This is a genomic window from Neobacillus drentensis (genome assembly GCF_036965245.1).
Lineage (GTDB): Bacteria > Bacillota > Bacilli > Bacillales > Cytobacillaceae > Neobacillus > Neobacillus drentensis_G.
In genome coordinates this window covers 115,903-136,243 of record NZ_JBALPG010000025.1, presented here as the reverse complement: position 1 = coordinate 136,243, position 20,341 = coordinate 115,903, and the positions used below count along the sequence as shown (strand labels likewise).

General features: G+C 41.3%; 19 protein-coding genes. 4 read left to right on the top strand and 15 right to left on the bottom strand.

Going from position 1 to position 20,341, the window contains the following annotated elements:
- Nucleotides 1-10 precede the first annotated feature (10 nt).
- The 10 genes from V7150_RS07590 to V7150_RS07545 form a co-directional block, all read right to left on the bottom strand.
- The gene (locus V7150_RS07590; protein ID WP_335515714.1) at nt 11-892 is read right to left on the bottom strand and encodes a branched-chain amino acid ABC transporter permease; all 882 of its coding nucleotides are present in this window, start codon (nt 890-892) and stop codon (nt 11-13) included.
- A 75-nt stretch (nt 893-967) separates the two neighbouring features.
- The gene (locus V7150_RS07585) at nt 968-2,146 is read right to left on the bottom strand and encodes an ABC transporter substrate-binding protein (protein WP_335515711.1); all 1,179 of its coding nucleotides are present in this window, start codon (nt 2,144-2,146) and stop codon (nt 968-970) included.
- 320 nt (nt 2,147-2,466) lie between these two features.
- Nucleotides 2,467-3,672 carry an MFS transporter gene (locus tag V7150_RS07580; RefSeq protein WP_335515708.1) on the bottom strand — a complete coding sequence of 402 codons (1,206 nt, stop codon included), beginning with the start codon at nt 3,670-3,672 and terminating at the stop codon, nt 2,467-2,469.
- A 163-nt stretch (nt 3,673-3,835) separates the two neighbouring features.
- Entirely contained in the window at nt 3,836-5,695 is a 1,860-nt protein-coding gene (locus V7150_RS07575; protein ID WP_335515706.1) for an ABC transporter ATP-binding protein, read from the bottom strand.
- A complete protein-coding gene (locus tag V7150_RS07570) occupies nt 5,696-7,426 on the bottom strand; it encodes an ABC transporter ATP-binding protein (RefSeq protein ID WP_335515703.1) in 1,731 nt (576 codons plus the stop codon).
- A gap of 135 nt (nt 7,427-7,561) precedes the next feature.
- Nucleotides 7,562-7,912: an ASCH domain-containing protein gene (locus tag V7150_RS07565; RefSeq protein ID WP_335515699.1), complete on the bottom strand. Its 351-nt coding sequence runs from the start codon at nt 7,910-7,912 to the stop codon at nt 7,562-7,564.
- Nucleotides 7,913-8,020: 108 nt separating this feature from the next.
- Nucleotides 8,021-8,818, bottom strand: a complete 798-nt coding sequence (locus V7150_RS07560) for an ABC transporter permease subunit (protein ID WP_335515696.1) — start codon at nt 8,816-8,818, stop codon at nt 8,021-8,023.
- A 19-nt stretch (nt 8,819-8,837) separates the two neighbouring features.
- Complete coding sequence (locus tag V7150_RS07555) at nt 8,838-9,635, bottom strand: ABC transporter permease subunit (RefSeq protein WP_335515694.1); 798 nt, start codon at nt 9,633-9,635, stop codon at nt 8,838-8,840.
- On the bottom strand, nt 9,632-10,525 hold the full coding sequence (locus V7150_RS07550; RefSeq protein ID WP_335515691.1) for an ABC transporter ATP-binding protein: 894 nt from the start codon (nt 10,523-10,525) through the stop codon (nt 9,632-9,634). Before V7150_RS07550 ends, V7150_RS07555 begins: the two co-directional genes overlap by 4 nt.
- Before the next feature lie 109 nt (nt 10,526-10,634).
- Nucleotides 10,635-11,258, bottom strand: coding sequence for a TetR/AcrR family transcriptional regulator (locus tag V7150_RS07545; protein WP_335515688.1), 624 nt, complete (start codon nt 11,256-11,258; stop codon nt 10,635-10,637).
- Between the two features lie 349 nt (nt 11,259-11,607).
- On the opposite strand from V7150_RS07545, the gene pepT reads away from it, so the two are divergent.
- Nucleotides 11,608-12,840, top strand: a complete 1,233-nt coding sequence (gene pepT / locus V7150_RS07540; protein ID WP_335515685.1) for a peptidase T — start codon at nt 11,608-11,610, stop codon at nt 12,838-12,840.
- 79 nt (nt 12,841-12,919) lie between these two features.
- On the opposite strand, the gene V7150_RS07535 is transcribed toward pepT, so the two are convergent.
- Both V7150_RS07535 and V7150_RS07530 read right to left on the bottom strand, forming a co-directional pair.
- Entirely contained in the window at nt 12,920-13,786 is an 867-nt protein-coding gene (locus tag V7150_RS07535) for a phosphotransferase (RefSeq protein WP_335515682.1), read from the bottom strand.
- 323 nt (nt 13,787-14,109) lie between these two features.
- The gene (locus V7150_RS07530; protein ID WP_335515679.1) at nt 14,110-15,015 is read right to left on the bottom strand and encodes a LysR family transcriptional regulator; all 906 of its coding nucleotides are present in this window, start codon (nt 15,013-15,015) and stop codon (nt 14,110-14,112) included.
- 158 nt (nt 15,016-15,173) lie between these two features.
- On the opposite strand from V7150_RS07530, the gene gdhA reads away from it, so the two are divergent.
- Together gdhA and V7150_RS07520 are read left to right on the top strand one after the other, a co-directional pair.
- Nucleotides 15,174-16,556, top strand: coding sequence for an NADP-specific glutamate dehydrogenase (gene gdhA, locus V7150_RS07525; RefSeq protein WP_335515676.1), 1,383 nt, complete (start codon nt 15,174-15,176; stop codon nt 16,554-16,556).
- Nucleotides 16,557-16,741: 185 nt separating this feature from the next.
- Complete coding sequence (locus V7150_RS07520) at nt 16,742-16,867, top strand: DUF4023 domain-containing protein (protein ID WP_283920883.1); 126 nt, start codon at nt 16,742-16,744, stop codon at nt 16,865-16,867.
- A gap of 121 nt (nt 16,868-16,988) precedes the next feature.
- Here V7150_RS07520 and V7150_RS07515 read toward each other — a convergent pair whose 3' ends face one another.
- The gene (locus V7150_RS07515) at nt 16,989-17,588 is read right to left on the bottom strand and encodes a hypothetical protein (protein ID WP_335515672.1); all 600 of its coding nucleotides are present in this window, start codon (nt 17,586-17,588) and stop codon (nt 16,989-16,991) included.
- A gap of 14 nt (nt 17,589-17,602) precedes the next feature.
- Nucleotides 17,603-18,757, bottom strand: a complete 1,155-nt coding sequence (locus tag V7150_RS07510; RefSeq protein WP_335515669.1) for a ParM/StbA family protein — start codon at nt 18,755-18,757, stop codon at nt 17,603-17,605.
- A gap of 463 nt (nt 18,758-19,220) precedes the next feature.
- Here V7150_RS07510 and rluF point away from each other — a divergent pair, with 463 nt between their 5' ends.
- The gene (gene rluF, locus V7150_RS07505) at nt 19,221-19,937 is read left to right on the top strand and encodes a 23S rRNA pseudouridine(2604) synthase RluF (RefSeq protein WP_335515666.1); all 717 of its coding nucleotides are present in this window, start codon (nt 19,221-19,223) and stop codon (nt 19,935-19,937) included.
- Between the two features lie 202 nt (nt 19,938-20,139).
- Here the strand turns inward: rluF and V7150_RS07500 are convergent.
- The coding region (locus tag V7150_RS07500) for a hypothetical protein (RefSeq protein ID WP_335515663.1) at nt 20,140-20,341 on the bottom strand (202 nt) is incomplete at its 5' end.

Genomic DNA, 20,341 nt, shown 5'->3' with positions numbered 1-20,341 from the left:
AAGCACCCCCCTAGACCTTTTCCCTGACATTTTTACCAAAAAGGCCAGCAGGACGGAAAATTAAGATTAAAATCAGGACAATAAATGCTACTGCATCGCGCCATAGAGAGCCTCCAGTAGCACTTACAAGGGCTTCAATCACACCCAATAATAATCCTCCGGCCATTGCCCCCGGGATAATCCCAATTCCGCCAAGAACAGCGGCAACAAAGGCTTTAAGTCCCGGAATAATCCCCATCAATGGTTCAATTTTTGTATAGTACATACCGAAGACCACTCCGGCTGCACCTGCAAGGGCTGAACCAATCGCAAAGGTAGCAGAAATTGTGTTATTAACGTTAATTCCCATCAATTTAGCAGCATCCATATCGTGGGAAACAGCACGCATCGCTTTGCCAATTTTTGTCTTATGAACAATAAACTGCAAAACGATCATTAAGAAAATAGAAACGGCTAATATCAGAATTGACTGGCCGCTAATTTTCACACCGAAAATTTCCAAACTTTTTAACGGAACAATTCCGTTTGGATAGGCTTCCGGCTGGGCGCCGCGAATATAAATGGTGCCATACTCAATAAAGAGCGATACGCCAATTGCCGTTATCAGCGCTGCAATCCTAGTGGCATTCCGGAGCGGCTTATAGGCAATGCGTTCAATTAAGACGCCGAAAATGGCACAGGCAGCCATAGAGATAAGTAAAGCGGGGAAAAATCCTAAATCTAGTATAGTAATAGAATAAAAGCCAATAAATGCACCGACCATGAAGACGTCCCCATGGGCGAAGTTAATTAATTTGACAATCCCGTAAACCATTGTGTACCCAAGGGCAATCAACGCATAAATACTCCCTAGGGAAATACCGTTTACTAGCTGCTGAATAAATTGTTCCATGTTGATAACACTCCTTAGAAAGGACTCTTTAAAAACGAATAGGGAGACGTAGCATCTCCCTATTCACTTAGTATTTTATTCAGGACTAACTTTCGTTTTAAATGTTTGCTCACCGTTTTTGTACTCTAAGATAACGGCAGATTTGATTGGATTGTGGTTCTTATCAAGCTTCATTTTTCCAGTGACAAGCTCAAGACCATCTGTTTCAGCAAGTGCCTTTTGGATTTTCTTTGAATCGCCGCTGCCGGCACGTTTAATGGCATCAGCAATGAAATAAGCAGAATCATAACCTAAAGCGTTGAAAGCATCAGGAGACTTGTCTTTATATTTTGCTTTAAAAGCTTTGACGAAATCCTGCACCTTTTTATCAGAGTCACCGGAAGAATAATGGTTCGTAATGTACGTATTGTTTAAAGCATCCTTGCCGGCAAGTTCGATTAGTTTAGGAGAATCCCAGCCGTCTGCTCCCATCATTGGCACATCAATGCCTAATTCACGAGCCTGCTTTACAATTAGACCAACTTCTTCATAATAGCCAGGAACAAAGATGAAATCAGGATTTTTCCCTTTAATGTTTGTTAATTGGGCATGGAAGTCAGTATCCTTCGCTACGTATGCCTCTTGAATAACAATTTTTCCGCCCTTTTTCTCAAACAATTCTTTAAAGGAAGCAGCAAGACCCTTAGAGTAGTCACTTGCACTATCGATGAAGACAGCTGCAGTTTTCGCCTTTAAGTCCTTCGATGCAAAGTTCGCCGCTACCGTACCTTGAAATGGGTCAATGAAGCAAGTACGGAAGACAAAATCATTCAATTTGCCGTCTTTTACCGTCACGTCATCAGCCGTGCCCGTTGGTGTCAAGAGTGGAACACTGTTACTTTGAGCAATTTCGATCTGTGCTTTTGTATTTCCACTTGTAGCTGCACCGATAATGGCCACAACCTTATCTTGGCTGATCAGCTTCGTCGCACCGTTAATGGATTCCGGAGCTTCTGACTTATTATCAAATGGAACAAGCTTTAATTTTTTGCCATCAATGCCTTCTTTGTTAATTTCCTCAAGTGCTAAATCAATACCTTCTTTAATCGATTGACCATACGATGCTACACCCCCGGAAAGCTCAAGGTTGGCACCAATTTTAATCGTACCGCCTTTGTCCTCTTCACCGCCTGTACTCGAAGAGTTACACCCTGCCATCACGCCTGCCGCTACCATTAACGACATGAAAATACCAGCTAATTTTTTCTTTCTCATGGCAATACCCCCTGTTTTTCTTAAAATTTTCCCAAATCTAATTGTGCTATTCTTTTAAAAAAAGATAATATTCTGAAAACATTGTACATAATATTTTGAGGTTCGTCTAGTCTATTTATGAGTTATTTTAAAATAATTTAGAAAATAACAAAAAGTAGAGTTCCTACTAGTTTTATACGCTTTATTCTATTAAAGAGGATAAGAATTTACTTTTACGACAAAAGAGAATTTTGTTTTCAAATATTTTGTCTAAATATGATTCTCCTTCTTCCAATGCAAAGAAGAGACCCCCTGATTCAGGAATCTCTTCTTACAAATTGTTAGACTAATTCTTTATTTTTTGTTTCCTTTCCCAAAAAGAAGACAGCAAATGCTCCGATAAGGACGGAAAAACAGAAGATCATAAAGATTGTCGAAATGGCTACCTTTTGGGCAACAAGATATCCGACTAATAATGGCCCAAAAATACCGCCAATCCGCCCAAATGATGCCGCCATTCCAGAACCTGTCCCGCGGATAATGGTTGGGTACTGTTCAGGGGTATAGGCATATAGCCCGCCCCAGGCACCAAGATTAAAGAACGATAAAAGAATCCCAGCCAGCATTAATAGGGCTGCCGAATCTGCTGCTCCAAAGAAATAAGCACTTACAGCCGTTCCGATTAAATAGACAACTAAGACAAATTTCCGGCCAAGTTTTTCAATGCACCATGCAGCGGTAAAATAACCCGGCAGCTGTGCCAGCGTCATAATCATCACATATTCAAAGCTCTTTATTAAGCTAAACCCTTTCATGATCATCACACTTGGCAGCCATAAAAACATTCCATAGTAAGAGAATACAACACAGAACCAAACAATCCAGAGCATCGTCGTTTGGCGTGCATACTCTTTTGACCATAATTTCTTTATGCTTTGGAAAACGGAAATTTTCTCCTTGTTCTTTATGGCTGTAAAACGAGGCGAATCTGGCAGCCCTATTCGTAAGTACAAAGCATATAAAGCAGGAATGGCACTAATTAGCAAGGCAGCCTGCCAGCCAAATTTCGGAATCACAAAATAAGAAATGACAGCAGCAATCAACCAGCCGCCCGCCCAAAAGCTTTCAAGCAACACAACGATTCTGCCGCGCTTTTCAACAGAAACACTTTCTGAAACAAGTGTGGAGGCAACAGGAAGCTCACCGCCTAAACCCGCACCAATGAAAAATCTTAACACTAAAAAGGCTGATAAGGTTGTGGTAAAGGCAGAAGCACCACTCCCAATTGAAAATAATAATAAGGTAATAATAAAAACATTTTTCCTGCCAATTCTATCAGCCATGAGGCCAAAAATGAGTGCACCTACTGCCATTCCAATCGAATTGATACTGCCAATCCAGCCCATTTGTCCCGGTGTTAAATCCCATTCGACCTTTAAAGCCGCAATGATGAAGCTAAGCATTCCTACGTCCATGGCATCAAACATCCAGCCCATTCCGGCAATTCCAAGCAGTTTCCGGCCTGATAGTTCCTTTTTATTTTTCATCAGGAAATCCCCCTATGCTGTAACAGTATTTTACATTATTCCCTAAATTTTATTCTTTTAAGTAAGGGACATAAAACCATTAAACATAAAGTATTCTATCAGGTGTCTTTACACTTGTCACTACAATTTTAAAATAAAAAAAGAGAATGCGCTAAGCATTCTCTCATTCTATCATTATTGAATCCAAGCTCCATCTGCTATTAAAGAACATTTGATAATATCGGCCTTGTGCTTTCATTAGCACATCATGTTTACCTTTTTCAATGATTTGCCCATCGTCAATCACCATGATCGTATCGGCATCGCGAATCGTATTTAATCGGTGGGCGATGATAAAACTTGTCCGCTCCGCCATCAATTTTAGCAAGGCTTCTTGAATATGAAGCTCTGTTCTTGTATCAATGCTGCTTGTGGCCTCATCTAAGATGAGCAAGGCCGGTTTTGCTAAAATCACCCTGGCAATCGCTAAAAGCTGTCGCTGTCCCTGACTCAGATTGCCGCCATTTTCAGATAAAACCGTTTCATATTGATTCAGCAGCCGTTTAATAAACACATCGGCATTAGCCATCTTCGCAGCCTGCCTTACCTCTTCATCAGTGGCATCCGGTTTCCCGTATTTAATGTTCTCCTTGATCGTACCAGAAAATAAATAGGTGTCCTGAAGAACAAAACCAAAGCATCTCCTTAAGCTATCTCTTGTGTAATCGCGAATATCACGGCCATCGAGCAGGATTCTTCCTTCAGTCACATCGTAAAATCTCGTCAGCAAGTTGACAATCGTCGTTTTCCCGGCACCAGTTGGGCCGACAAGGGCTGTACTGCTCCCGACATTCGCTTCGAAGCTGACATTCTTTAAAATGGGTACATCTGGCCGGTAGCCAAAGCTAACGTTTTCAAAGATAACATGGCCCTTAGGATTTTCCAAGACCTTCGCATTTTTCGGGTCTGCAGGCTCTTCTTTTTCATCGATGATTTCAAAGACGCGCTCCGCACCGGCAACACCTGACTGAAGGATGTTAAAAATATTTGCAAGGTCATTAAGCGGTCTGACAAATTGTCTCGAGTAGGTGATAAAGCTGGCAATCGCTCCAACTGTGATTACACTCTTGATGGCAAGGATGCCGCCAATAATGGCGACAATTGCAAAGCCAAGATTATTAATCACGTTCATAATCGGCATCAAGAACCCTGACCAAATTTGTGCCTTGAGGCCGACACTGCGGAGCTTTGTATTCACCGCCTCAAACTCCTCGATTACCATTTCTTCATGATTAAAGGCTTTGACAACCTCAATACCGGAAATCGTTTCCTCAATATGGCCATTCAATTTACCAAGCTGTACTTGTTGATTTTTAAATAAGACACTTGTTCTTTTGGCAATCGTCCGTGTTAGCAAGAAAACCAGCGGTACGGTAAGCAGGCTCGCCATTGTCAGTACAGGACTTAACATTAACATCATAATCAAAGACCCAGCGATTACAATTACTCCGGACATCAATTGCGTAGTCGACTGGGAAATCGTGTTACTGACATTATCGATATCGTTTGACAGCCGGCTCATCAGTTCCCCGTGTGTACGGGAGTCGAAAAAGGAAACCGGCAGCTTTTGCAGCTTTGTAAACAGGGCATCCCTTAGACGCTTGACAACCCTCCCAGCCACTCCTGCCATCAGCCAGCCCTGTAAAAAGGTTAGGACGGCATCCGCAACATACGCAAAGGTCAGAACGATGATCATGATTTCAAGAAAGGGAAAATCTACCTTTCCATTATGAAGACTCATGGCATCAACAGCCTTCCCGATTAAGAAAGGGGAGAGGAGCATGAGTAAAGAATCGATGATAATAAAGAAAAAGATCAAAGATAGCATTTTTCGCTCATTGCCAAAATAACGCCAAAGACGCTTCAAGGTGCCTTTAAAGTTTTTCGGCTTGACAACTGGGCCTCGAAGACGATGGGCACCGCCTGGTCGTAATGGCGGCGGGGTAGGAGGATTGGTTCCCGTCTGCTCTGTTCCTTTCGACATTTACAATACCTCCTTGCCCATTTGCGAGCTATAAATTTCCTGATATACGTTACATTTCCCGATTAATTCTTGGTGGGTTCCCACCCCAACAACTTCGCCTTCGTCTAGAACGACAATCTTGTCGGCATCAATAATCGAGGTTATCCGCTGGGCAATCTGCAAACAGGTAAGCCCTTTGGCATATTTCTTCAATCCAGCTTTAATTTTTGCCTCGGTTGCGACGTCCACCGCACTTGTACTATCATCTAAGATCAAAATCTCCGGTTTTTTGACTAATGCTCTGGCAATCGAGATCCGCTGCTTCTGCCCGCCGGAAAAATTAATTCCCCCCTGGCCAATTTGCGTTTGATAGCCTTCCGGTGAGGCCGTAATAAAATCATGTGCACCAGCTATAATCGCAGCGGTCTCTACTTCTTCTTCGGAAGCATTTTCATTCCCCCAGCGGATGTTATCCGCCACATTGCCGGTAAATAAAATATTCTTTTGTGGCACCATCGCAATCTTATCCCGTAATTTTTTCGGGTTAATAAGTTTAATATCCTGCCCATCTACTTTAATGGTGCCACTCGTGGCGTCATAGAAGCGGGGGATCAGCCCGACTAACGTACTTTTCCCTGAACCGGTTGAGCCGATGATGCCAACTGTTTCCCCAGGGAGGAGCGTGAGATTAATATTTTTTAAGATCGGCTCGCCGCTCGTTCCTTCATAGGAGAAGGAAACATCTTCAAAATCAATTCTTCCCTTTTCAGTGTGAGGCGGCAGTAAGGTCTCATTTTCCCAGGTAATATCATCATCCTGTAAAAACACTTCGTCAATTCTCCCTGCTGAGGCCTTTGCCCTGACAAACATATTGAAAACCATAGAGATCATCATCAAGGAAAATAAGATTTGCGTCATATAATTGGTAAAGGCAATGATATGGCCCACTTGAATTTTGCCACTATCAACACCTAAGCCGCCCATCCAAAGGACGACCACGATCCCAAGATTAACCGTAAGCATAATCGCCGGGCTAAACGTAGCCATGAGTCGCCCGGCGGCGATTGATTGATCCTTAAAATGATCATTTGCCTTTGTAAACTTCCCAATTTCAACATCAAAGCGATTAAATGCCTTGACAACGCGTACACCTGATAAATACTCCCTTATAACGGAGTTCACCCGGTCTAGTGCCTGCTGCACCTTGGAAAAGAGGGGAAACCCTAAGCGTAAATTAAGGACAATGAACAGTGCCACAATCGGCACGACAACCGCTAATACGACAGATAAATGCAGGTTTAACCGTACCGCCATCACAAGTCCGCCAATTGCCAGCAGCGGGGCCTTGACGAATATGCGCATCAAGCCATTGACAAAAACCTGTACCTGGGTGACATCATTTGTCAATCGAGTGATTAAGGACGCGCGGTCAAATTTATCAAGATTTTTGAACGAAAGTTCTTGCACCTTTTTAAACAAATCCGACCTTAACTCCGTGCCAAAGTTTTGCGATACAATGCTTGCCATCACGCTTCTCGTGGAAGCACTCACGGCACCGAAGGCGGTAATGGCGATCATCAGACCGCCCATTTTTAAGACATAATGAATATCCCGATTGACAACACCTTCATCAATAATTTTTGCCATAATCGTTGGCTGCATTAAATCACTAATCGTCTCAAAAGTGAGAAATAAGACCGCAATGCTAAATGACTTCCAATACTTTTTAATATATTTTGATAAAAACTGCATGGAGATTCTCACCTCAAACTGTCAGCCAATTCTAATAATGATTTAATTATAAGGTCAAACTTTAATCATTGGGGTTTTTTTCTATCAAAAAAAATAGTCCATTAATAAAAAATGGACCATTAGGATTACTAGTTATTAAGCCTGAACGGGACGGAATTCATGGACCCAGACACGCATTTGCGGCAGCCATGGCATTCCCGGATGGATGCTCAAAATGGATTGCTTATACTCTTCAACCGTTTTAAATCCTTCGCGGAGGGCATTATCATCTGTTAGCTCACCTAAGCTTTGTGAATAAACTTTTTCTACCACAAACTGGCGGCCTTCGAGCGTCATAATTTCGCCTGGGTCTGCATATCTGCCATTCCTGCGGGTAGCTGTTTTTTCACCTGCCAGCACCTTCTTTACATCCTCTTCTAATGTCACTAAACGCTCAATAGAACATGTTTTTGGCGGCAGAGTATTGTTTTCATTTTGTGAAGTCATTCGTATCTCCTCCTATATCGGTTTATTTTTCCATATTAACACTGTTATTATGATTTAATCCATTTCTAAGAACTATTCCTAAAAAAAAGACCGAGCGACTCGGCCATTTTACACGTTTAAATCTCTTTTTTGATAAAAAACGTAGGTCACATATGAAAACAGGGTAATCAAGACAGCGGATATGACAACAAAAATGATATCCAGCCCGCCGCCAAACATGATATTTTTCGCTTCATAATATTTAAACGGGGTTAAATATTTCAAGCCCTCTATGTGCTCATTTAAATCAATCGCAATCGACAACATATACGTTAGTAAAAGAATGCCTGTTGCCAATGAAGCAGCCGTTTTTGGTTTCTTTTTTACTGCAGCAAGGGCGCTGCCGATAACCATAAACAACAGCTGCAAAATAAACATTCCCACCATTAATATGGCGATATCCCTATTCACTGCCTTACCATCATTGTATTTCGCTATAAGAATAATCGATGAAACGTAGGTTACGAGATTAAAGACGACAATATTGACGAAAGCTGCCATTAGTTTTGCGGTAATGATGGTCGTCCTTGACACGGGCTTTACAAATAGAAACTCAAACGTTTTATCCCGCTCTTCTTTAGCGATAATGGTGGCACCCAGCATCGCCGCGTGAATGGTCGCCATTAATAACAAATAAAGAAAAAGCATGGCATAATAGCCGCTAATCTTCGATAAATCCACGGCACCGAAACCCAATACCGCTCTTAGTGATTTGGGCAGGTCTGCCACGAGATCATTAATCGATTGGCCCGATGACGAATACGCATCATACTTAGCCATTCCTGATACAACCATAAGAAAGACCCCAATGCTCCAAAATATCAGCGATTTTCGATGAGACCTTAATTCTTTTAAAAATATATTCACTTTTGATCCACCTCCATTTTTAAACAGAATGAATATCCTTTTTAGAATAAACAACATAACTGGCCGCAATTGCTAGAATAATAATGCCGGCACCAGCAATCAAAAAGGAGGCTTCATAGCCTGAGTGTTTAATGATATATGCGGTGTCAAAGTATTTAAACGGCGAAAAGTATCGTTTCAAATCCTCACCTGTCGTATCGCTGAGCATTCCAACAAAGTAAAAGGCAAAGACTATCGCAAGTGAGACGGTCAGGACGGATTTGATCTTTGGTACAATAACAGAAATGACGATTCCGAAGGCCAGAAAAATCAGCTGAATAAAAAACATCGTGAGCGAAAGCATGAGAAATAGCTCGAAACTAAAGTCACCTGTTTTCACCTGAAATACCATGATGCTCGCAGCAGCTATATAAACAACATTCGTGATGACGATCGAGATGGACGCTGCCAAAAGCTTGGCTGTCAAAATCGTTGTCCGGGTTACAGGCTTCGTTAACAGATAATCCGCTGTTTTTTCGCGTACTTCCTTGCTGACAATAGAAGTGCCGATATTCATCGCCTGAATCGCACCGCATAGCGTAATAAAAGATAATGGAAAGCAATAGAAGCCTAAAATAGTAAAGAAATTTCCCAGGTTAAACCCTACAGCATTCCTGATCGCCTCCGGATACCCTTCCATGATTTTTTTAAAATCCTCAGCATCACGTGCAAAAGAGGGATAAAACGACATAAACAGAACTATGATCATCACTAGGGAGAACGACCAGATGATCGTAGACTTCCGATAAGCCTTCAATTCATGTAATAACATATTCATCGCTTATCAGGCTCCTTTTCGTAATAATGCATAAAGATCTCCTCAAGGTCTGGTTCTTCAATCCACAGATTGGCGATTTCAATCTCAGCAATCTTTTTCATGACATCATTAATATTTCCTTTAAAAATAAAGCTGATAATCTGATCGTTAACCTCTAAATTATTGACACCTTTGATGTTGAAGTAATTCTTGTCTAGTTTGGTTTTCGTTTCAATCTTAAACTTTTTATAGTTGTTTTCTTGTAACGTACTAATCTTTTCAACAGTAACAATCTTGCCCTCTTTAATGATGGCAACACGGTTACATAATCGTTGAACCTCGCTGAGGATGTGCGACGAAAAGAGAATTGTCACGCCTTTCTTATTCTCTTCTTCTAGTAATTCAAAGAATTTTTGCTGCATCAGCGGGTCGAGACCGCTCGTTGGCTCATCGAGAATGATGAGCTTTGGTTCATGAAGCATCCCTTGTACAATCCCAACCTTCTTTTTGTTTCCTAATGAAAGGTCATCAATTTTTTTATTGAGATCGAGGTCCATGATTTCCGCTAACTCTTTGATTCTCTTGCTGCAATCCTTTTTATAAAAACTTGCTGAATATTTTAATAGATCCTTTACCTTCATATTGTCATAGTAAAAAACTTCTGAGGGCAGATAGCCGATTTCCTTTTTAATTTCCGGAGCAAATTGAATGCAGTCCTTGCCAAAAATCGTTGCACTGCCGCTAGTCGGGTAAATGAGCGATAATAGCGTTCTGATGGTTGTTGATTTACCGGCACCATTCGGCCCAATAAAACCAAAAATTTCGCCTTGTTCGACATGAAAGCTGATGTCGGTGATTCCTCTTGCTTTACCATACGTTTTTGTAAGGTTTTTTATTTCGATTACATTCATTGTGGAGGACCCCCTTATTTTGCTAATCATAATTTGTTTCCCAAATTCTGAACGCATGCATTCGACTGCGCCTCATGAAAGGCCAAATGGCTTGCCAGTTGGCGAGTCTTCATTTATAAAAAGCCTTCGTTAAAATCTCGAAATACTCTTCTGCCTCTAGAAAAATTCTTTCATAATCAATATGATGTTCAGGTGATAGCTTTGCCTTAAAAAGCTCCTCTGCGCTCAATTTTTCAAATGTCCAAGTAATAATCTTTAAGATCTTTTCAATATCCATGTCATTACGGAATTTTGAAAAATCGATACCCTCGTAAACCTTCCCGAGATTAACCTCATTCAGTTCCTTTATCTTTTTATCCACCTCCATTTTTACTTCAGGTGAATCCTCTAAATAAGCCTCTTCGATAAATTTAAAAAGGTCCGGATAGGTTTTGAGCAGTTCCATTTTGATGATGACCGCTTGACGAATTCTCGTGAAAAAGTCTTTTTCAGTTAAGTCGATTTTTTGATAAAAATGGTCGGCGATTAGCTCATAACAATGGTCAAACAAAAATAAAAACATTTGCTTTTTATTGCCGAAATAATGAAACAGCAGCCCCTTTGAAATACCAGCCTCTTTCACGATTTCGTTGGTCGATGCATGATCATATCCTTTCTGGGCAAATTCCTTTATCGCAGCATTTATGATTCGGTCTTGTTTTTCTTTATCTAAGTTGAGAAATTTCGAAAACACCGTGGCAGCCCTCCTTTTAAAGCTGTTGACCATACCAGTCAATGGAATCATTATAATCCTGTTGACCCCAATGGTCAATAGGTGATAAGCTATATTTTTTACAAAAATTTGAAATGTTTGAGACGGTATATAGTATGATTTTCCGGGCTGTGTTACGAGGCAGGTGAAGGTTCGATTTTATGGAGGTAAACGATCATTGAAATTAAAAACAGAGATCTCCGCAAGTTGGCTCACCTTTCCGCAAGTTAAGCTATGCCCTCACTTAACGTATTCAATAAAACGTGTAACCGCTCTCTTATAAGTGATATGATATTCATGAACAAGAACTAAAAAGGGGAGTGCGTTAAAGGTGAAAAACGAACTAATTGAAAGATTTACTTCCTATGTGAAGGTGGACACGCAGTCGGATGAAAGCAGTGAGACCTGTCCATCAACTGAGGGTCAGTGGACCCTGCTGCGCATGCTTGTTGAGGAATTAAAATCGATTGGTATGGAAGAGGTCACGATTGATGACAACGGCTATGTAATGGCGACTCTGCCGTCCAACACGGAAAAAGGGACACCAACGATTGGCTTCCTTGCCCATGTCGACACAGCTACTGACTTCACTGGAAAAAACGTGAAGCCGCAAATCGTCGAGAACTATGATGGCGGGGAAATCGTCCTAAACGAAGCGCTAAAGGTTATCATGTCACCGAAGGACTTCCCAAGCTTGTCAGAATACAAAGGGCACACGTTAATTACAACCGATGGCACGACGCTTCTCGGTGCAGACAACAAAGCCGGGGTCACCGAAATCATGACGGCAATGGACTACTTAATTAAACACCCGGAAATTAAGCACGGTAAGGTCCGCGTTGCGTTCACACCAGATGAGGAAATTGGCAAAGGTCCACATAAGTTTGACGTTGCGGCCTTCAATGCCAATTATGCCTACACCGTCGATGGCGGCCCGCTTGGGGAGCTGGAATACGAAAGCTTCAACGCTGCAGGGGCCAAAATTACCATCAATGGTAATAACATTCACCCAGGTTCAGCGAAGGACAAAATGGTCAATTCAATGAAAATTGCCATGGAATTACATAGCAAGCTTCCAGCACAAGAAGTGCCAGAACATACCGAAGGATACGAAGGCTTTTTCCATCTGCTTTCCTTTAATGGTGATGTTGAACAAACAAGTCTCCACTATATTATCAGGGACCATGACAGGGAAAAATTCAATGCCCGCAAGGCCACCTTGGAGAACATCGTGAATGAATTAAAAGGTAAATACGGCAGTGACAAGATCATTCTTGAACTGAACGATCAATATTACAACATGAGAGAGAAAATAGAACCTGTGAAAGAAATTGTCGACATTGCCCATGAGGCAATGGTGAGCTTGGATATCAAGCCGATCACTAAACCAATCCGCGGCGGTACAGACGGCTCGCAGCTTTCCTTTATGGGTCTGCCGACACCGAATATTTTTACCGGCGGCGAAAACTTCCACGGCAAATTTGAATTTATTTCTGTCGATAATATGATTAAAGCAACAAATACCATCATTGAAATTATTAAACTAACAGAGCAAAGAGCGTAATTGAAGAAGCCCCCAATAAAGTAAACAGATTTTTATTATTTCATCTGTCTACTTTATTGGGAGCATATCAAACCTCGGGTTAGCTTTTTTCATTCACAAGAACCGCCAAGCACTGCTCGAGGCATGAAACCGTCTCCTCTAGCTGTGCATGCAACTGATCAGCAGACCACTTTCCCCCATTCCCCTGCAAGTCCTTTTGAATAAGTAAAATCATCCAAATAGAAAACACCGACGCAAACAAATAATACTCCTCGATAAAAGCACCTCGATCCACCTCAAAACCTACATGATCAAGATACACTGACAAGATTCTCTCGCGGAACTGAGCCGTCATTTTTTTCGGAAAAAGAGGATACGACATATCAATTAAATGGTACAAATCCCAATAGGGCATATTTAAATGGGTGTGCTCCCAGTCTAAAATCATCAGCTTACCCTTCACAACCGCAAAATTCCCTGAGTGCAAATCACCGTGAGACAAAACCAGTTTCTGTGAAAATACGAAGCTATCAAGCAGCATGTATAGACGATGGATGGCATCTTCCTCCATGTTAAGAAGCGGCAATAAACGAAGGACTTCTTCCTTCTGTACACAAATATCCGCTACAAGCTCCTTAATCCCTGGTTTTAAACCTGTAAGCTGCACACCCCTAAGTTTTTCTATTGGCAGGGAATGCCACCAAGCGACCCATTTAACCACACCCAATACACTTTCCTCCTGAAAATCGTGCGACAAATAACCCAGGTCCTCAAGAATCATCCAATTAAGCTCGGGGGCATCACTAATCGAATACGAGAGTATTTTTGGATAAATAGCCGGAAATAGGGGAAGAACATGCTCGTGGATCCATACTTCTTTACCTATTTGGCCATTATTTGTTAATGGTTTAAAAATAAAGCTTTTGGAAGGGGATAAATAGAATCTTTCAATCAGCCTTCCGTTCATCCCTTTATAGAGAGTTTCTTTTTTTAAGATTTCCTCATTATTTAATGTACCATCTGCTAAAACAATAGTTGCTGGCAGCTCCGTAAAACCTCACCACCCATTCATCATTTAATTTCAATCCCTGTATTCTAAGTCCTTCGGAAGGGGAGAAAAGCTGTTTGTTATATAATAGACCTGTTGGTAACAGTCCCGCTTTAACCAATACAGATGTGCAATCGATTCTCATCCATGATTGCAGCATCTATATTTAATACTTATGTTTGATGAGAGGGTTTATATCCAATAACCTTGAATAAAGGACTATATTTTTTATCGAAAATGTATTAATTCTGATACCTGTCAAGGATGCTGAAAAACTCTCCTAAAAACTCGTAAAAAAGCTTTTCTGTCGGCAGCAGCTCGCGTTCACTCGGAATAATGACACCGACTGTCCTCGTTACATTTGGTTCTGTTATCGGAATTTTGACCGTAGACCTTGGCAGGCTGTCAATTAATGTGATTTCCGGAATAAGTGTCACACCAAGGCCTGCAGATACCAAGCCTTTAATGGCATCAATATCCTCGCCCTCAAATGACACTTGAGGTTCAAAGCCAAGGAGCAAGCAGGCATTGACAATAATTTCGCGTAAAATAAAGCCATTTGGAAAAAGAACAAAGGAATCATCCCGTAATTCACTTAATGTTAATAACCGTTTATTGGCAAGGGGATGGGTGTGCGGCAATAAAGCGACAAAATTTTCAGTAAATAAGGTTTTTCCTTTAACTTTCTTCTCCTTCTTAGGAACCGGGCCAAGCAGAGCGAGGTTAAATTCCCCTTTACCGACACCATCAATTAAGTTTTGGTAGGAAGCTTGAATAAGCTGGAATTTAACGTGGGGATAGCGCTCGCGGAAGGCTGAAATGGCCGTCGGTAAGGTATATGCTGCCAGGCTGCTAGGGAATCCAATTCGAATCGTTCCTTTCTCCGGGTCTAAAAATTCCTCCACCTCACGTTTGGCATTGTCAATCAGCTTCATCGCCTGCTGCATCTGCTCTAAAAACATAGCACCGATCGGGGTCAGTTTAACATTTCTCCCTTCGCGGATAAACAAATCAACCCCTAATTCCGCTTCCAAATTAACAATCTGCCTGCTCACTGCTGATTGGGCGACATGCAATGCATGGGCAGCCTCTGTTACATGCTCTCTTTTGGCGACTTCAATAAAATAGTGAATTTGTCGTAACTCCATCAATTCCACCTCTTAATCTATCAATCTATTTTCGGCATCAATCTTATCTATTTTTCATATTGCTTAGATTATTTATCAATTATAAAATAAAACGATAATAATATGAAGAATATTCAGTTTATATAAATACTGTTCATTGAGTTATAGGGGTGAATTCCATGCAAACAATTGAGGATGTAAAACAATCAGGTTCAAAGGCAGCAAGGGAATATGTTAATAATGTGTTCGAAACGGTGAAACATCGCAATGCATTTGAAAGTGAATTTCATCAGGCGGTGAAGGAAATTTTTGATTCACTCGTGCCCGTTTTTGCGAAACATCCAACATATATCGAGCAGGGAATCCTTGAAAGGATCGTCGAACCGGAAAGAGTCATTACCTTTCGGGTTCCCTGGGTGGATGACTGCGGCAGGGTTCAAGTAAATCGTGGATTCCGTGTCCAGTTCAACAGTGCCATCGGTCCGTATAAGGGCGGTTTACGCTTCCATCCATCCGTGAATGCCAGCATTATAAAATTTTTAGGCTTTGAGCAAATTTTTAAAAATTCCTTAACAGGTCAGCCGATTGGCGGCGGAAAAGGGGGCTCTGATTTTGATCCGAAGGGGAAATCGGACGGTGAAATCATGCGCTTCTGCCAAAGCTTCATGACAGAGCTTTACCGCCATATTGGTCCAGATGTCGATGTGCCGGCAGGGGATATCGGTGTTGGGGCAAGAGAAATTGGCTTTATGTTTGGCCAATATAAAAAAATCCGCGGCAGCTTCGAGGCAGGGGTTTTTACTGGAAAAGGATTGGGATACGGCGGCAGCTTAGCACGTACAGAAGCCACTGGCTATGGCACGGTCTATTTTGTCCAGGAAATGTTAAAGGATCAAGGACTAAGCTTTTGCGGCAGTACGGTCATTGTTTCCGGCTCCGGTAATGTGTCCATTTATGCCATGGAAAAAGCAGCGCAGTTTGGTGCAAAAGTTGTTGCCTGCAGTGATTCCAATGGTTATATCTATGATGATAATGGGATTCATTTAGAGACAGTCAAACAAATTAAAGAGGTCGATCGAAAAAGAATCAGCGAGTATGTAAAATACCACCCACATGCCCAATATTTCGAAGGATGCTCAGGGATTTGGTCAATTCCGTGTGATATCGCCTTACCTTGTGCTACCCAAAATGAAATTGATGAAACTGCGGCAAAAATTCTTGTGGCAAACGGCGTCAAAGCGATCGGAGAAGGCGCAAACATGCCTTCCACATTAGCAGCCGTCGATGTATTCCTCAACAGCGAGGTGCTGTTTGCCCCAGGTAAAGCGGCCAATGCCGGGGGTGTAGCCGTTTCAGCCTTAGAAATGGCGCAAAACAGTGCACGTTTGTCCTGGACGTTTGAGGAAGTGGATGCCAAGCTGCACCAAATTATGATTAACATTTACCAAAACAGTGTGAAGGCCGCCGAGGAATACGGATTCTCAGGCAATTTGGTTGTCGGCGCCAACATCGCCGGGTTCACCAAAGTTGCTGATGCGATGATCGCACAGGGTGTGATTTAAAAATCTCCTACTAGGGAGATTTTTTTAGCTAATAGGAAAGTATAAGTGCAACTACGCCTTTGTCTTCGCCCTTAGGGGCTCGCCAATCGGCGAGTTCTCTTTATGTCCTTCGACCACAGCCTGCATGTTTTCCTTGTCGACTGGTTACATTAACATTGGTTCAATTATCAAGGAGGTTATACGCTATGGACAACAAAGACACCCATGCATTTGTCGAAAAGCTGCAGGAAAACCAGAAAAAGGATAGGAAAAATAGGGAAAAGCAAGGCGATGATCACCCTGGCAAAAAATTACCGAATCATAATCATTAATCATTGAAGAGAATCAAGCCAATGGTAAAAAAGTTACAAAAGGATCTCCTTCCTTCTACATTAGAAAGTAATCACAAAGAACCCCGCCTATTAATTGAGAGACGGGGTTCTTTTTTTAAAGCTACTTATTCATATTCGCTAAAAACCCGCCAAGCAGGTCGTCTACATCTAGTTCCTCTTCATTATTTTCTACCTTCACACGTACTTCTTCATGTTTCACACTATCCCAATCAAACTCATCGAGATCATCCGTACTATCATGTAATTCAAGCGCAGCAGCTATTTCCTCGTGTTTGCTGTTTACTCCATCTGTGGAAACGGCAAGTTCCTCGGGAAATACTTCCTCCTGAAGATACAAAGCTTCTTCAATATCCAGTGCGTTACTATTTAAAGCGGCAAGTAAGGAAGTAGAACGCACGGGGTCAGAAATCAGCTGATAGAGAATACTTCCTAATAATGCCTCAGAGTGCTCATGCTTCAACCAATTTCGTTGTGCTTTCGTTAAATTCTTTGGCAGCGGGATTGAGAGCATTTCCTTTTCCCTGGAAAAAGAATGGTTAACCCCTTGCATCACAAACTCCGCCATTTTACTTGAAAAATTCCTTCTCTCTGTTTCTTTTAATTTTTGCAGCTGTTTTAATATATGGTCAGGTGTATCGGAAGGGACGCGAAAGGATAGTGCTTGGCCTCGTTTAATTTCATTTGCGGCAGGCTTTTTCATAGTATCACCTTATTTTAACTCTTGACCGGTTCAGCTTTTTGTTTCTCCGTTCTTCTGACAAAATCTGTGATGAGTTTATAATAAGCATTGGCCATCATCCAAATACTTTCCTTATCGTCCTCAAAAAATTCGATATTATAGCCGTCTAAATTATTATTTAATGTTTTCAGATAATCCTTTAAGACGTGGGCCCCACCGCCAACAAAATAGCAGATTTCAGATTGCGAGTTTTTCTGCCACACATTGCGTAATAATCGATATTGTTTTTTCGCTAAATCAAGCAGGATACGATCGGTAATATCGTGAACGCTTGTCCTGCTTCCTTTCACCATGATATGATTGCGGTCATTTTTTCTCGTAATAATTTCAACCACATCACGGCGGCTGTCCAGTTCGACGCCGTGCTTCGTTCTAATTTCTTCACGAATCGCTTCTAAAGATTCTGAGACCCCGAGGTTAAACCCTTGTGCCTTATCATCATCGACATTTCGATTTTTAATGACCGCGATATCGGTTGACAATCCGCCGATATCTTGAATTAAGATGCGTTTATCGATTAAATCCTTATTGATGATTTTTAGATTATTGTCCATTACAAGATTAATATAAGCAGCAAAGCCTTCAGGATACACCTTTACGTCATTAAATTTAATATTTACTTTTAATCCTTGGTATTTTGGTGTCACCAAAAATTCAACCTGATGGACAGACCCTACTAATTTTGAACGATATCCGGCATCCTTGCCTTCTTTTACTTCGCGGAGGGGTAAGCCGGTTCCTAATGTGTAGCTGGCATCAATGACATTCTTTGTTTTTGGAAATTCCCCTTTTACTGCATCTAAGGCCAAAGTTGTAAAAAGCATGACTAACGTTTGGTCTTCCTCCGACTTGCTGCTGCCAGGATCTAGCTCAGTGGCATTATTACTTTTGGTTGCTAAATTACCGACTCGATAAATCACATTATTCTCTTTCAAAGCAGGGGAGTGTACTTTAACATGAATCCCATCTAATGGATTTTTGTCATCAAGTTCTTCGATCCCAATCACCGGACGATCTTCTGTGTCTCTTGCAACAATGTTAGGAATATTCAATTCATACTCTAATTCCCCAAATATGGCCTTAATGGAGTCATTCCCTACATCAACAGCAGCAATCCTGGATTTAGTCATAAACATCATTCCTTTTCATTTAATCTCGTTTCACTGTATTTTTAAAGGTAGTTAACTGCGGCTTTCTATTAAAGGCTATAGGAGATTAGTAGATTCTTCAATGAGGCAAACCGAAAAGAAATGAAAGTGTAAAACAGTAAACAATATGTAAACTTTGGTCATAATGTATACATTTTCGTATACAAGACTAACATTTCTGTATACAAGTTGAGCCAACGGGATGTATACATGTTTGTATACATGTATACTGTTTTGTAAACAAGAAGTATACAATATGTAAACAAGTATACAACCATGTTTACGTCCATAGAATGTTACAAATATTTCATAAAGGCTCTAGATAATTAAAAAGAGGAGATAGATCTAATACTTCTCGCTCCATTCAGCACATAAATAAAGGCACCACTTGAAAATGGGCAGGAAGTTGCGGTATTCTTAATCATACGATTCTCCACTTAAGGTTGTGGTTAACATCAGAATTAATAAGTTTATTAGCGAGTCAGGAAAGGCCTCGAGGCGCGGGGCAGATAAATTAATCAATGAAGGCAGAGTTACGATCAATGGGAAAGTGGCCCAAATAGGCAGTAAGGTTGAACCTGGGGATCAGGTTCACATTGACGGAAGCCCCGTCAATGTCTCAAAAAACTATGTCTATATTGCCTTAAATAAACCCGTCGGGATTACCAGCACAACGGAAAGACATGTAAAGGGAAATATTGTTGATTTCGTTAATCATCCATTAAGAATTTTCCATATTGGCCGCTTGGATAAGGATTCAGATGGCCTAATATTGCTGACGAATGATGGAGATATTGTCAACGAAATATTACGGGCGGAAAACAAGCACGAAAAAGAATATATTGTCACAGTGAACAAACCAATCACGCCTGAATTTGTCAAGCGAATGTCCACGGGAGTAGAGATTTTAAATACGAAAACACTCCCATGCAAAGTTACACAGATGTCTAAATTTGTCTTCCAAATCATCTTAACCCAGGGTCTAAACCGCCAAATCCGCCGGATGTGTGCGGCACTTGGGTACGAGGTTGTGCGGCTGCAGCGGACACGGATCATGAATATCCATTTAGGCAATCTGCCGATTGGACAATGGCGTGACTTATCAAAGAAGGAACGCCAGCAATTATTTACGAAGCTAAACTATAAGCCAAAAGAATGGTAAAAAGAGAGGATGAGTCGAAACATACAACTGTTTCAGCTCATCCTCTCTTTATTTTAGAAGGACGGTTCTTCTGCTTACTAGAAAAAGTAGCATAGACTAGAAGCAAAAGAACTGTCCCATTGCTTCTGCCGATATCTATTCTTTCTCAATTTGGTTACCTTATTACGTTGTATATAGCCTTACTGCCCCGCTTTTCATTCTCTCAGTGTTTTTCCTTATCGTGCTTCTTTTCTTTCTTTCGTTGTTTTTCCTCTTCGCGCTGCTTTTCTTTATCTCGATGTTCTTCCTTTTCGCGCTGCTTTTCTTTCTCTCGTTGTTTTTCCTCTTCGCGCTTCTTTTCTTTTTCTCGTTGTTTTTCCTTTTCACGCTTCTTTTCTTTTTCTTGTTGTTTTTCCTTTTCACGC

Coding starts and splice junctions, on each gene's coding strand:
- V7150_RS07590 (WP_335515714.1), bottom strand. CDS start 892: ATGGAACAATTTATTCAGCAGCTAGTAAACGGTATTTCCCTAGGGAGT.
- V7150_RS07585 (WP_335515711.1), bottom strand. CDS start 2,146: ATGAGAAAGAAAAAATTAGCTGGTATTTTCATGTCGTTAATGGTAGCG.
- V7150_RS07580 (WP_335515708.1), bottom strand. CDS start 3,672: ATGAAAAATAAAAAGGAACTATCAGGCCGGAAACTGCTTGGAATTGCC.
- V7150_RS07575 (WP_335515706.1), bottom strand. CDS start 5,695: ATGTCGAAAGGAACAGAGCAGACGGGAACCAATCCTCCTACCCCGCCG.
- V7150_RS07570 (WP_335515703.1), bottom strand. CDS start 7,426: ATGCAGTTTTTATCAAAATATATTAAAAAGTATTGGAAGTCATTTAGC.
- V7150_RS07565 (WP_335515699.1), bottom strand. CDS start 7,912: ATGACTTCACAAAATGAAAACAATACTCTGCCGCCAAAAACATGTTCT.
- V7150_RS07555 (WP_335515694.1), bottom strand. CDS start 9,635: ATGAATATGTTATTACATGAATTGAAGGCTTATCGGAAGTCTACGATC.
- V7150_RS07550 (WP_335515691.1), bottom strand. CDS start 10,525: ATGAATGTAATCGAAATAAAAAACCTTACAAAAACGTATGGTAAAGCA.
- V7150_RS07535 (WP_335515682.1), bottom strand. CDS start 13,786: ATGAACGGAAGGCTGATTGAAAGATTCTATTTATCCCCTTCCAAAAGC.
- V7150_RS07530 (WP_335515679.1), bottom strand. CDS start 15,015: ATGGAGTTACGACAAATTCACTATTTTATTGAAGTCGCCAAAAGAGAG.
- gdhA (WP_335515676.1), top strand. CDS start 15,174: ATGCAAACAATTGAGGATGTAAAACAATCAGGTTCAAAGGCAGCAAGG.
- V7150_RS07520 (WP_283920883.1), top strand. CDS start 16,742: ATGGACAACAAAGACACCCATGCATTTGTCGAAAAGCTGCAGGAAAAC.
- V7150_RS07515 (WP_335515672.1), bottom strand. CDS start 17,588: ATGAAAAAGCCTGCCGCAAATGAAATTAAACGAGGCCAAGCACTATCC.
- V7150_RS07510 (WP_335515669.1), bottom strand. CDS start 18,757: ATGACTAAATCCAGGATTGCTGCTGTTGATGTAGGGAATGACTCCATT.